Source organism: Pseudomonas lini (assembly GCF_964063345.1).
Lineage (GTDB): Bacteria > Pseudomonadota > Gammaproteobacteria > Pseudomonadales > Pseudomonadaceae > Aquipseudomonas > Aquipseudomonas lini_B.
On the sequence record NZ_OZ061318.1, the window covers coordinates 2,966,644 to 2,979,685 of the forward strand.

A 13,042-nucleotide genomic window follows, 5' to 3' on the forward strand; every position below is an offset into this window, starting at 1 on the left:
CTGTTGAAAAGCATCGCGGGCAAGCCCGCTCCCACAAGGTTAGCGCTGAACCTGTGGGAGCGGGCTTGCCCGCGATTGTGAGCGCAGCGAATGCTTTTAAGAAGCCGACACCCTACGCTTCTCGGCCATCCGGCTACGGCTGTACAACACGATGATCGCAATGATCGCCACGGCCTGAGCACTCAGCGAATACGCATCAGCGTGGATCCCCAGCCAGTCGAAGTCAAAGAACGGCACCGGCCGCGTGCCGAAGATCCCGGCTTCCTGCAATGCCTTCACCCCATGCCCGGCAAACACCACCGACAACGCGCAGAGCAAACCGGCATTGATGCCGAAGAACAACGCCAACGGCAGTTTCGCCGAGCCGCGCAGAATCACCCAGGCCAGACCGATCAGCAATACCAGCGCCGTCGCCCCGCCCGCCATTACGGCGTTGTGCCCTGCCGGCCCGGCCTGCAACCACAGGGTTTCGTAAAACAGGATCACTTCGAACAGCTCGCGATACACCGAGAAGAACGCCAGGATCGCAAACCCGAAACGCCCGCCACCGCTCACCAGGCTGCTCTTGATGTAATCCTGCCAGGCCGCCGCGTGGCGACGGTCGTGCATCCACACGCCGAGCCAGAGCACCATGACACTGGCAAACAACGCCGTCGCGCCTTCCAGCAGTTCACGCTGGGCACCGCTGACGTCGATCACATACGCTGCCACCGCCCAGGTCGCCAGCCCGGCCAGCAGCGCCAGCCCCCAACCGATGTTGACGCTGCGCACCGCCGATTGCTGACCGGTATTGCGCAGGAACGCGAGGATCGCCGCGAGCACCAGAATCGCTTCCAGACCTTCTCGCAACAAAATCAACAGGCCGGAAATGTAGCTCAGCGACCAACTCAAGCCATCACTGCCAAGCAGGCCAGCGGACTCTTTCAATTTGGCCTTGGCCGCCTCCAGACGCTGCTCGGCCTGGGCCACCGGTAAACCGTCCTGCAACGATTGACGGTAAGCCATCAGGGACTTCTCGGTGTCTTTGCGCACGTTGGCGTCGACGTTGTCCAGGGAGCTTTCGACCAGCTCGAAGCCTTCCAGGTACGCGGCCACCGACAGGTCGTAAGCCTGGTCGTGTTCGCCGGCACGGTAGGCTGCGATGCTCTTGTCCAAGGTGGCTGCCGTGTAATCCAGCAACTGTCCCGGGCCACGCTTGACCTGCGGCGGTTGCGCTCGTTGCGCGCGGAAGGTCGCGGCTGCTTGCGGACCTTCGGCGGCCTGCACTTCGGCTGGCGTCTGACGTGCCAGGTCGGCGATGTTGTAGGTTTTCTCGGATTTTGCCGCAGCCGGGTCGGCGCTGAAGCTGGCGATGTAGGTCGCCAGGTCCCAACGTTGACGATCATCCAATTGATCGGCGAAGGCCGGCATGTCGGTGCCTTCAACGCCCATGCCCAGCGTGTTGTAGATCGCATAGAGGCTCAGACGGTCCAGTCGCACGGCATCGCGCAGATTGGCCGGCGGCGGCGTCATGCCGACACCTGCCGGGCCATCACCGGCGCCCGCATCGCCATGGCACACCGAGCATTGCTGGGCATACAGCGGCGCGCCGCGAGTCGGATCCGGCGTGATAACCGGAGCCTGGCTGACCTCATAGGTCACCGCCAGTTTTGCCCCCAGCTGCCGCGCCTGACGGGCGACGTCTGCGCCCTCCTTGCGAGCGGCGATTGCAACGCCAAGGCTGCCGACGCCTTGCTCCAGTTCTGCGCGTTCGGGTTTGGCCGGCAAATCGGCGATCAAACCTTGCAGCACCTTGAGGAATTCCTGCTGTTCGCGGTATTCAGACTCATCGATGATTTTGCCCGCCTCGACCGTCGCCGGGTAATCAGCGCCAATGTAATCGAGCAAATGCAGGGCCTTGGGCGCACCTTCCGCGGTTTCGGCCAGCGCATTGAAGCTGCAGAACGCGATCACCGGCAGCACGAGCCACGCCAGAAAACGAGATGAGGCAATCATGAATAAATCTCAAATGGAAATACGAAGTAACACATTGTTCACTCCCAATGAGTTTCACTCAAGCTTTGTTGGTATTTCCTGCGCAGCTGCGTATACATTCAGCGGCCAATTACTACCTCCTCGCGTAATCCGATCAGGGAAGAATCATCGTCCATGCGCTCCTGCCTCTTTTTCTCACTGCTGCTGAGCCTCGCCCTGCAACTGAGTGGATGTGCCGCGTACCGAAATTACGATCAGGAGATGCAACAGACCAACGATCAACTATTGGCGGGTAACCTTCAGGGTGCGCTGGACCTGGTGGAATCGCACAATCCCTGGGAAGACAAGGATCTGCTCTATTACTTCGAGAAAGGCGCCATCCTGAGTGTCGCCAGTGCGCTGCCGCAGAGCCAGAAAGCCTGGCGCAGTGCCGACCAGATGGTGTTCCAGCGCGAAGAAGCGGTGCCCTCCGGCGCAATGAAACTGCTCACACGGTTTGGCAATGAAATGGGCACCATGCTGGTCAATGACAAACTGCGTCGCTACGAAGGTTACGACTACGAAAAAGTCATGTTGACCACCCAAATGGCCCTCAACCAATTGGCTGCGAATGACTTCGACGGCGCCCGCGCCGACATCAAGAAAACCCACGAACGCGAAGCGCTGATTGCCCGTCAGCGCGAGCGGCAGTACGAAGAGCTCGAGGAGCAGGCCAAGGCCCAGGGCATTTCGGTGCGCTACAAGGATCTGCAGGGCTACCCGGTGACCACCCTCGATGCGCCAGCCGTCATCGAGCTGAAGAACGGCTATCAGAGTGCGTTCAGTCATTACCTGGCTGGCTTCACCTACGAAGCCCTCGGCGAACGCGCTCTCGCCGCGCCGGGCTATCGCCAGGCAATTGAATTGCGCCCGAACCTGGCGTTTCTCGAGCAGGCGCTGCGCAACCTCGACAAGCCGCCGGCAAAAGCCGATGAAAGTGATGTGTTAATCATCGTCCAAAGCGGCCTGGCGCCGGCACGCAGCTCGGTGCGCGTGCCGATTCCGGTACGGCTCAACGAAAACCTGGTGATCGTTGCCCCGATTTCTTTCCCGGTGATGATCCCGGACAGCATCACGCCAACGTTCGACCACATCATCGTCGATGGTCGCAAACGGCCGCTGACCGCACTCAACAGCGTCACTGACATGGCGTTGCGCACCTTGCGTGATGACATGCCCGCCATCATCTCGCGGGCCATGTTCCGCGCTAACATGGCGGCTATCGGCCAGGCCGAGGAAAACCAACGCAACCCGGCCAAAGCATCGCTGGTGGTCACCCGCGAAGACCCATTCGAGGAGGCCGACACCCGCACATGGCGCACCCTGCCGGACAAAACCCTGGTCGCGCGTTTGCGGCTGAAAAAAGGTGAACACCTGTTCATCGCGCCGAACGCGCCCGGCACCGCGCCGGTTACCCTGCGCATCGACCGCGACTTTCAAGTCATCAACCTGCGCACGATAAACACCGTGGCATTTATCGTCGGAACGACTTACGAGCTCACCTCGCCAGCGCCGGTATCAGGCCAGAAATAAGTAGTGGCACATTGTGAAAAGATGTAATTAAAAAGCCATTACATAGCCAGCATCCCTGTTTATAATGCCGCGCCGCAGTTATTACGATTCGGCATTTAAGCTCCTCTTTTTATGAGGAATTGGCAGGAGGCCAACAGCCCTGCCGATAGGTCCCAACAGCCCGACCCGCACGCGGCTGCTTATATTCAGGGAAGACGTACCCCTTATGGCATTCCGCGCCCCCACCTTGATCGCGCTCAGCGCTGTCACGTTGCTTTCCGGCTGTTCGGCCTTTCGTAACTACGATTCGGAACTTGCGCAAACCAACCAGCAACTGGCTGCCGGCAACGTCGACGCCGCATTGACCCTGCTGGAAAAGAACAACTCCAGCAAAGACAAAGACCTGCTCTATTACTTCGAGAAAGGTGAACTGCTGCGCGCCAAGGGCGACTTGTCCGGCAGCCAGAACGCCTGGACCAGCGCCGATCAGGTGGTGGGCAAGTGGGAGGACTCGGTCAAGCTCGACACCGACAAATACCTAGCTCAGTTCGGCAGCTTCCTGGTCAACGACAAGGTTCGTCGTTACGAAGGCTATGACTACGAAAAAGTCATGCTGACCACGCAGATGGCCCTCAACCTGCTGGCAGTGAACGACTTCGACGGCGCGCGCACCGCGATCAAGAAGACTCACGAACGTGAAGCAGTGATCGCCGACCTGCGCGACAAGGAATACCTCAAGAGCGAAGAGCAAGCCGAAAAAGAAGGCGTCAAAACCCAGTACAAGGATCTTCAGGGTTACCCGGTGGCCAGCCTCGACGCGCCGGAAGTGGTCGGCTTGAAAAACAGCTACCAGAGTGCGTTCAGCCATTACCTGGCCGGCTTCGTCTATGAAGCCCTGGGCGAGAAAGATCTGGCGGCGCCAGGTTATCGCAAAGCCGCCGAACTGCGTCCTAACACGCCGCTGCTGGAACAGGCGCTGGTGAATCTCGACAAACCCGCCAAGGACGAGAACAGCGACATCCTGATCGTCGTGCAAAGCGGTCTGGCGCCGTCCCGCGACTCGATCCGCATTCCGCTGCCATTGCCGATCAGCAACAACGTGGTGATCACGCCGCTGTCGTTCCCGATCATCAAGCCGGATACCTCCACTGCCACCTTCGCCCAGATCGGCGTGGACGGTCAGCAGCTGAATCTGACGCAACTCAACAGCACCACCGCCATGTCCCGTCGCGCGCTGCGTGATGACATGCCGGGCATCATCCTGCGCACTACCGTGCGGGCAATCACCCGTGGCGTGGCGCAGAAGCAGATCAACGAAACCAACCCGCTGGCAGGCCTTGCAGTCGGCATCACTTCAGCCGTGCTCGAAGGTGCCGATACCCGTACGTGGCGTACGCTGCCGGACAACACTCAGGTAGTGCGTCTGCGCTTGAAGAAAGGCGAGCACAGCCTCACGCTGCCGAGTGCCGTGGGCGGCTCGGTGGTCAAGGTCACTGTTGATCAGCGCTTTCAGGTCATCACCCTGCGCGCCGTGGGCAATCAGGTATTCGCCAGCGGCGTGGCTGCGCACGTGATCCCGAGCGCCAACCCGACCGCCGTGGCCAGCCTCAAACAACCTTAAGAACGGAGTCTTTGCATGCGCTTCAAACTCATCGCTGTCGTCGCCCTGGCCTTGCTGGCCGGTTGCGCCACCCCGCCACCGCCGGAGCCTGGCAGCGCTGCCAGCAAGGTCGTGGCCATGGGCAAGCTCAAGAACATCGTGGTCGGCGCCATGCGCGTGGCCCGGGAAAACGGCTTCATGACGGTCAATGCCCAGTTGAGCAACACCAGCTACAACAACAAGACCTTCTACTACCGTTTTGCCTGGCTCGGCCCTGAAGGCTTCCCGGTTGCCGAAGAAGAAACCTGGAAAAGCCAGCTGATGTACGGCGAGCAGACCAGTTTCATTCAGGCCATTGCGCCAACCGCCAAAGCCGTGGATTTCCGTCTCGAAATCAAAACGCCTTAAGCCCGACACCCTATTCGTTCAGTTCTAGAGAGCATTCCCATGTTTGCACGCTTTTCGTTCATCGCCGTCATCGCCCTTCTGGCCAGCGGTTGCGCCAACACTTCGCCGACCCTGGGCAGCAAAAACATCAGCTACGGCGACACCAAGGCCGTGGAAACCGTGACCAACGAGTTCGGCTCCACCGACCTGCAGATGATCGCCGAATCCATGACCCGCTCCCTGGCCCAGTCCGGCATCCTGCAAGGCCGGCCGGTGGTTCAGGTTTACGACGTGAAGAACAAGACCAGCGAGTACATCGATACCCGCGAAATCACCACCAGCATCAAGACCCAGTTGATGAAGACCGGCGTCGCCCGCTTCGCCAGCGACAACACCGCCATGCAAAGCCAGGTTGACCAGCTCAAGTTGCAAAACCAGAGCGGCCTGTACAAGAAAAGCACCGTTGCCAAGACTGGCAACATGATCGCTGCCCAGTATCGCATCGAAGGTTCGATCAGCTCGATCGTCAAGCGCAGCAGCGATTACAAGGACGTCTTCTACAAATTCAGCCTGCAATTGATCGACGTTGAAAGCGGTCTGGCCGAATGGATGGACGAAAAAGAGATTCGCAAAACCACGGAGCGTTAATCGATGCGCGCATGGATTGGCATGATGGCCCTGGCTTGCGCGTTCAGCGTGCAAGCGGCCCCGAAAGTCGCAGTAGCGGACCTGGCGTATCAGGAACGGGTGGAGCAATACGTCCACACTGTTTCGGCCCAGAGCAACCACAGCCAGAGCTATTACAGCGCCAGTGGTTCGTCCAGTTACGAAGAGTACGAAGCAACCAGCAGCTACATCGAGCAAGGTGAACTGCGCAAATTCACCGGCGACATCAAGGGCGAGATTCTGCGCACCGGCATGTTTCAGCTGGTGCAAGGCACGCCTTACACAGCATCGTCCAAAGGTGACGTGTATGACGTGATCAAGCGGATCAAGGCTGGTAGCTTCAAAGGTGCCGACTACGTGCTGTTCGGCACCGTGTCGGACATCGACTTCACCCGCGACATGAACGAGCTGGCCAACACCGACAGTTATTCGGCAGTGCTGGGGCTGACGCTGGTGGCGGACTTCAGCTTGATCAACACCAAGACCTATGAGATCACCTCGGCTTTCACGGCGATGGGTGAAGGTCAGGACACCAAACTGGTGAATGGCCGGGATATCAAGATTTCGCTGAACCGCCCACGGGTGGTACGTGATGTGTCCAAGGCACTGGGTGAGGATGTGGCTGCGCAACTGAGCCAACAGCTCGGTGGCGGTGGCTATGAGCAGCCGGGGCAGGCGCCGCAGCGCAATAACTTGCCGCGGGATACGGCGCCGGTGATTCTGCACTGATATTTCAGTAGGTACCTGTGGCGAGGGAGCTTGCTCCCGTTGGGCCGCGTAGCGGCCCCAAAACCATTCCTCCGGTAGTGTCAGGCAAACCGTGTCAGTCGGCTTTACGACTGCTACGCAGCCGAGCGGGAGCAAGCTCCCTCGCCACAAAAGCTCGCTCTCCACAATGAAAAAGGCGACCTGTAAGAGGTCGCCTTTTTTGTGCCTGAAGGTTTACACCGCGGCTTTGCGCAGGGTCGCCATGAACGCCGCCGCGCCGATGAACAGCCCGGCAAAGGTGCGGTTCATGCGTTTTTGCTGTTTGGGTGTGCGCAACAAACGCAGTACTTTGGCCGCCAGCCCGGTGTAGCCGGCCATGACGATCAGGTCGACACAAATCATGGTCACGCCGAGGATCAGGTACTGGGCCACCAGTGGTGCGTGGGGGTCGATGAATTGCGGCAGCACCGCGAGCATGAACACCAAGGCCTTGGGGTTGCTGACGTTCACCAGAAAACCGCGAAACACCAGCGCCATCGGCTTGCCGATCTGCCGGATGGCAGCGTCGTCGTTCATCTCATTGGGCAGCGCGCGCCATTGCTTGACCGCGAGGTAGACCAGGTAAGCCACGCCAAACCATTTGATCGCATAGAAAGCCGTGGCCGAAGTCGCAAGGATCGCTCCCACACCGGCAGCGACAATCGCAATCTGCGCCGCCAGGCCCAGTTGCAAGCCCAGTGCGTTCCAGTAACCGCGCCAGAAACCGTAGCGCAAACCGCTGGACATCGACGCAATGGCGCCGGCACCGGGAGAAAGACTGATCACCCAGCAGGCGGCAAAAAACGCCAGCCATGTTTGAAGCACCATCGCACACCTCGACTCAGACTCGTGACAGACGTCTAAGCTAATGCGCCTTTGGGCCGATGACTACCGATTTTTTGCAGGACATGGCGACTGCCGACCAGTGTTTATGGCTTGAAGGAGCTATCGTCTGGCGAACCGCCATCGCGAGCATGCTCGCTCCCACAGGGTTTCGGTCTGATCACAAACCTGCAATTCAACCCGAAAACTGTGGGAGCGGGCTTGCCCGCGATGGCGGTGTCAGGCAACAGAAGGCTTACTTTTCGAACCCGTGCGAAGAGAACACATCCGTGCCACGCCAGCGTCGAACCGAGCGCTGGAAGAACAGGCTATTGGGCACTTGCACCATGGCGCTGCCGGTACCGAGTTCTTCGGCTTCGATCAGCGTGGTGTAGAGCAGATTGATCGCCACCACCCGGCCTTTGACGCCGGGTTTGTCGGTGGTATCCACCAACTCGACCACATCGCCGATACGGAACGGGCCGACGGTAAAGATCAGGATCGCGCACAGCAGGTTGGACAGCACGCTCCACATGGCGAAAAACGCCACGGCAGCCACCGCAACGAAACCGGACAACGCCGTCCAGAGTACCGTGGCCGACACGCCAAGACGTTCCAGCACAAAGATCAGCGCGCTGCCCATGATGAGCCAGCGCAAACCGCCGCGCAGCGGCATGAAGAACTGCGGCGGAAACGGATAGCGCTCACCCAACCGAGTCAGGCATTTAGCGACGACGCGCTGGGCGATATAACCGGCCAGCAGGATCAGCAGGATTTGCACGACCAGCCAGAGCGGCTCGACCCACATCGCCGGCAACGGCAGCTTGAAGGCTTCCATCAGGACAGCGCCTCCAACTCCGCCTGCATGCTTTCCAGCAGTTCCAGCGCTTCCATCCAGGCTTCTTCCAGTTCGGCTTCACGCACCTTCAGCCTGGCTTGTTCAGCCAGCAGATCACGCAAATCGTTCTTGCGCATCGGCTCGTAAATGTCGCTGTCGCCGAGGCTGGTATCGATCTTGGCCAGCTTCTCGTGCAGCTTGCCCAGCTCGGCTTCAAGCTTGTCGGCCTCACGCTTGTGCGGTGCCAGTTGCTGACGCAACGCAGCAGCAGCCTGACGCTGAGCCTTCTTGTCGGTCTTGTCCGGATTGACCGGGGTATTGCTGACCGGGGCATTGCGTTGACGGTATTCGACCAGCCAACGAGCGTAGTCTTCCAGGTCGCCGTCAAACTCCTCGACCTTGCCGTCGGCCACCAGATAGAAATTGTCAGTGGTGCTTTTGAGCAAATGGCGATCGTGGGAGACCACCAACACCGCACCACTGAATTCCTGCAGGGCCATGGTCAGCGCCAGACGCATTTCCAGGTCCAGGTGGTTGGTCGGTTCGTCGAGCAGCAACAAGTTCGGTCGATCCCAGGCGATCAATGCCAAGGCCAGACGCGCCTTCTCACCACCGGAGAAATTCAGTACCGGCTCATCGATACGCGCGCCGCGGAAGTCGAAACCGCCGAGGAAGTCGCGCAGGGTCTGCTCACGCTCGGTCGGCGCCAGGCGCTGCAAGTGCAGCAACGGGCTGGCCTTGGAGTCGAGGGAATCGAGCTGATGCTGGGCGAAGTAGCCAACGACGGTGTTTTCACCGCGCGTCAGGCGACCGGCTAACGGCTCAAGTTCACCGGCGAGATTTTTGATCAGGGTCGATTTACCCGCACCGTTCGGGCCGAGCAAACCGATCCGCGCGCCTGGGGTCAGTTGCAGCTTGACCTTCTCCAGAATGGCTTTGTCGCCGTAACCCAGTCGAGCATCCGACAGATCGATCAACGGGCTGGAAATTTTCGTCGATTCGCGGAAGACGAAATCAAACGGAGAATCGACGTGGGCGGCGGACAACTCTTCCATCCGCTCCAGCGCCTTGATCCGGCTCTGGGCCTGACGGGCCTTGGTGGCTTGGGCCTTGAAGCGGGCGATGTAGCTTTCCATGTGCGCACGTTGCGCCTGTTGCTTCTCGTAGGCCTGTTGTTGCTGGGCCAGACGTTCGGCACGGGCGCGTTCGAAGGCGCTGTAACCACCGCGATACAGGGTGATCTTGCGCTGATCGACGTGGGCTACGTGATCGACCACGGCATCGAGGAAGTCCCGGTCGTGGGAAATCAGCATCAAGGTGCCGGGATAGCTTTTAAGCCAATCTTCGAGCCAGATGATGGCGTCGAGGTCCAAGTGGTTGGTCGGCTCGTCGAGCAGCAACAGGTCCGAAGGACACATCAAAGCCTGCGCCAGGTTCAGACGCATCCGCCAGCCACCGGAGAAATCTCCTACCTGTCGATCCATTTGCTCGTTGGTGAAACCAAGGCCGGCCAGCAGCTTTCGAGCCCGAGCGTCGGCGGTGTAACCGTCGGCGCTGTCGAGTTCCGAGTGCAGGCGGGCCTGAGCGGCACCGTCATGGGCCGCTTCGGCTGCGGCGAGGTCGCGTTGCACCTCGCGCAGGCGCAGGTCACCATCGAGCACGTAGTCGACCGCGATGCGTTCGAGCGTCTCGATTTCCTGACGCATGTGGGCGATGCGCCAGTCGGCCGGCAGGAAGCAATCACCCGAGTCCGGGTGCAGTTCGCCCCGGATCAAGGCGAACAGGCTCGATTTGCCGGCGCCGTTGGCACCGATGAGGCCGGCTTTGTGGCCGGCGTGCAGGGTCAGCTCGGCGTCTTCTAGCAGACGTTGCGGGCCACGCTGTAAAGTCAGGTTCTGAAGTCGAATCATAATGGCGGCGGAGTCTACCAGCTTCGCTCGCAACTGGCGCGAGTAGCACTATGTCCTCTGACCTGTGGAGTTTTTCCGTTATCACTTACTCCCGTCGCGGAGTAGAACGTGCGTGCCTGCAATTGCAGTCGGCAGGCGTGAATGTGTGCCTGCTGCTGTGCGGGTTGTGGCTTGAAGAACGTGGAGTTACCTACGACAAACAACGCTTGCAGCTGCTTCGCGATGTAGCCGGGCCTTGGGACGCGGATGTCGTGCAACCGTTGCGCGCATTGCGCCTGCAATGGAAAGCCGCCGCTAGCGAAGATGCCGGGCTGAATGATTTGCGCGAACAAGTAAAGTCACTGGAGATGGAAGCCGAACGACATCTGCTGTCACGGCTGGAACGAGTGGCACAGAGTTGGCCGCAGTATGAGGAGACCGAACGAACGGCCTGGCTCGAAGGTGTGGCAGCGGATGCCGCCAACCTGGACCGCGACGCGCTGCATCAGTTGCGCGTCGCGGTAACCGGCACTTAGGAAGCGCTGGTTGGGGTGGTGCTGGTGCTCGACGACGCGGCTGGCGTTGGCGCAGAGGTGGTTGTCGAGGTGGTTGCTGCAGGCGCGGACGAAGCCGAGGAGGCCGGGGCCGGAGTTGCTGGCTTGATCGCTGGCGCAACAGGCGGCTTGGCAGCGGCGACTGGCTTTTTCACGGCCGGTTTTGCGGCTGGCTTGGCTGCTGGTTTTGCAGCCGGTTTTGCAGCCGGTTTTGCGGCGGCTGGTTTGGCTGCAGTGGCTGGCTTGGCAGCAGCCGCAGGTTTCGCAGCAGCAGTTTTGGCAGCTGGTTTCGCGGCGGGTTTGGCCGCAGCTTTTGCAGCCGGTTTAGCAGCTGTTTTTGCAGCAGGCTTGGCTGCGGCGGTTTTAGCCGCGACAGGTTTGGCAGCTGGCTTGGCAGCAGGTTTCGCGGCGGCAGTTCTAGCGGCTGGCTTGGCAGCAGTTTTAGCCGCTGGTTTTGCCGCTGCAGTTTTTGCCACGGCGGGTTTGGCAGCCGTGGTTTTTGCAGCCGGTTTAGCGGCAGCTGTTTTGGCAGCAGCTGGCTTGGCGGCAGGTTTGGCAGCCGTCGTTTTAGCCGCTGGTTTCGCAGCACTGGCAGCGACTGGTTTTTTAGCCGCCGGTTTTGCGGCTGGCTTGGCTGCGGCTTTTACCGGAGCTTTGGCAGCAGGCTTGGCCGGTGCTTTTGCAGCAGCTGGTTTGGCAGCGGCTTTCTTCGCAGGTGCCGCAGCTGGTTTGGCCGAACGCAGGGACAACGCCTTGCCGACAGCCTCTTGGACACGACCGACACCCTGGGCCAGTTTCAGGCTTTCTTGAGCGTCGCGTTTGAGTTGCAGGATGTAGCTGCGCGTTTCGGACTGACGATCCTTGAGGGCATCGAGCAAGTTCTCAAGCTCTTTCACCGCCTCTTTGGCCTTGGCTTGCGCCTTGGCTTTGCCGGCCGCCGCAGCGTCCTGCAATTTGGTCCGGGATTTGTGCAGTTTTTCCTGCGCTTTTCCGCGCTGCTTTTCCAACTTGGCGAGCAGTTTTTCAGCATCAGCCAGAGCTTGGGAACAAGCGTTTTCCAAATGCTCGAGCAAGCTGCCCGAGAGTTGTTGGAGTAAGTGCAACGGAGTATTTACAGGCTTCTTGGTGGCCGACATGATTTACCTCCTGGCTGACGTGAATGCGGCTCATACTAGACCTCTGCTGCTACCGCCGCTAGGGCATGTTGACAGTATCGAAAGCACTCCGTTGCAATGAAGTAAAAAAGTTCTGCGCTGACGTAAAACCAGTTCACCTTCGAGAGCATTCACACTGGCATAATCCTGCGCATCTCAGGTCGGAGAGTGCCCATGTCGCGCTACCTTTTTTTATCGCTGTGCGTGTTTTTTTCCGTGGCCCAGGCCGCCGAAAAAACCGCCGAAAATGACGCTCACGATCTCGCTTACAGCTTGGGCGCAAGCCTTGGCGAACGCTTGCGCCAGGAAGTTCCGGAACTGCAACTTCAGGCCCTGCTCGAAGGTTTGCAGCAAGCCTATCAAGGTAAGCCGCTGGCATTGAAAGATGAGCGGATCGAACAGATTCTGGCCGAGCATGAAGCCCGGATTGCCATGCAATCGCCTGTGCCGCAAAGCGAACTGGCTTTGGAAAACGAGCGACGTTTTCTCGCCGAGGAAAAAGCCAAACCCGGCGTTCGCGAACTGACCGATGGAATATTGCTGACAGAGCTGGCGCCAGGCACTGGCGCCAAGGCTGGTCCGAACGGTAAGGTCCAGGTGCTGTACATCGGACGCCTGCCTGACGGCTCAGTGTTCGACCAGAATAGCCAGCCGCAGTGGTTCAGTCTTGATAGTGTGATTACGGGCTGGCGCAGTGCGCTGCAAAACATGCCGGTCGGCGCGAAATGGCGCCTCGTGATTCCATCGGCCCAAGCCTACGGTGCCGACGGTGCCGGCGACCTGATCGCGCCGTTCACACCACTGGTATTCGAAGTCGAATTGCGTGGTGCTACAAGCTGAAAGCCGGAAACGAAAAACGG

12 protein-coding genes are annotated in these 13,042 nt (G+C 59.7%); 7 read left to right on the plus strand and 5 right to left on the minus strand.

Features of this window, described 5'->3' with window-relative positions; genetic code table 11:
- Positions 1–96: 96 nt before the first annotated feature.
- A complete protein-coding gene (locus AB3226_RS13485) occupies positions 97–1,995 on the minus strand; it encodes an FTR1 family protein (RefSeq protein WP_367373400.1) in 1,899 nt (632 codons plus the stop codon).
- 153 nt (positions 1,996–2,148) lie between these two features.
- Between AB3226_RS13485 and AB3226_RS13490 the strand changes: the two genes are divergently transcribed.
- The 5 genes from AB3226_RS13490 (at position 2,149) to AB3226_RS13510 (ending at position 6,907) form a co-directional block, all read left to right on the plus strand.
- A complete protein-coding gene (locus tag AB3226_RS13490) occupies positions 2,149–3,546 on the plus strand; it encodes a COG3014 family protein (RefSeq protein WP_367373401.1) in 1,398 nt (465 codons plus the stop codon).
- 205 nt (positions 3,547–3,751) lie between these two features.
- The gene (locus tag AB3226_RS13495) at positions 3,752–5,146 is read left to right on the plus strand and encodes a COG3014 family protein (protein ID WP_367373402.1); all 1,395 of its coding nucleotides are present in this window, start codon (positions 3,752–3,754) and stop codon (positions 5,144–5,146) included.
- Between the two features lie 15 nt (positions 5,147–5,161).
- Positions 5,162–5,533, plus strand: coding sequence for a DUF1425 domain-containing protein (locus AB3226_RS13500; protein ID WP_367373403.1), 372 nt, complete (start codon positions 5,162–5,164; stop codon positions 5,531–5,533).
- Between the two features lie 39 nt (positions 5,534–5,572).
- A complete protein-coding gene (lpoB, locus tag AB3226_RS13505) occupies positions 5,573–6,160 on the plus strand; it encodes a penicillin-binding protein activator LpoB (protein WP_007899345.1) in 588 nt (195 codons plus the stop codon).
- Positions 6,161–6,163: 3 nt separating this feature from the next.
- Positions 6,164–6,907, plus strand: a complete 744-nt coding sequence (locus AB3226_RS13510) for a penicillin-binding protein activator LpoB (RefSeq protein WP_367373404.1) — start codon at positions 6,164–6,166, stop codon at positions 6,905–6,907.
- Positions 6,908–7,120: 213 nt separating this feature from the next.
- Here the strand turns inward: AB3226_RS13510 and AB3226_RS13515 are convergent, their stop codons facing one another.
- From AB3226_RS13515 to AB3226_RS13525, 3 genes are all read right to left on the minus strand, one after another.
- Positions 7,121–7,753, minus strand: coding sequence for a LysE family transporter (locus AB3226_RS13515; RefSeq protein ID WP_367373405.1), 633 nt, complete (start codon positions 7,751–7,753; stop codon positions 7,121–7,123).
- 250 nt (positions 7,754–8,003) lie between these two features.
- Positions 8,004–8,585: a mechanosensitive ion channel domain-containing protein gene (locus tag AB3226_RS13520; RefSeq protein ID WP_367373406.1), complete on the minus strand. Its 582-nt coding sequence runs from the start codon at positions 8,583–8,585 to the stop codon at positions 8,004–8,006.
- Positions 8,585–10,495: an ATP-binding cassette domain-containing protein gene (locus tag AB3226_RS13525; protein ID WP_367373407.1), complete on the minus strand. Its 1,911-nt coding sequence runs from the start codon at positions 10,493–10,495 to the stop codon at positions 8,585–8,587. Before AB3226_RS13525 ends, AB3226_RS13520 begins: the two co-directional genes overlap by 1 nt.
- A 50-nt stretch (positions 10,496–10,545) precedes the next feature.
- Between AB3226_RS13525 and AB3226_RS13530 the strand changes: the two genes are divergently transcribed.
- The gene (locus tag AB3226_RS13530) at positions 10,546–11,010 is read left to right on the plus strand and encodes a TIGR02444 family protein (protein WP_367373408.1); all 465 of its coding nucleotides are present in this window, start codon (positions 10,546–10,548) and stop codon (positions 11,008–11,010) included.
- Here AB3226_RS13530 and AB3226_RS13535 read toward each other — a convergent pair.
- On the minus strand, positions 11,007–12,164 hold the full coding sequence (locus AB3226_RS13535) for an AlgP family protein (protein ID WP_367373409.1): 1,158 nt from the start codon (positions 12,162–12,164) through the stop codon (positions 11,007–11,009). The genes AB3226_RS13530 and AB3226_RS13535 overlap by 4 nt on opposite strands.
- A gap of 192 nt (positions 12,165–12,356) precedes the next feature.
- Here AB3226_RS13535 and AB3226_RS13540 point away from each other — a divergent pair, with 192 nt between their 5' ends.
- A complete protein-coding gene (locus AB3226_RS13540) occupies positions 12,357–13,022 on the plus strand; it encodes an FKBP-type peptidyl-prolyl cis-trans isomerase (RefSeq protein ID WP_367373410.1) in 666 nt (221 codons plus the stop codon).
- Positions 13,023–13,042: the final 20 nt, after the last annotated feature.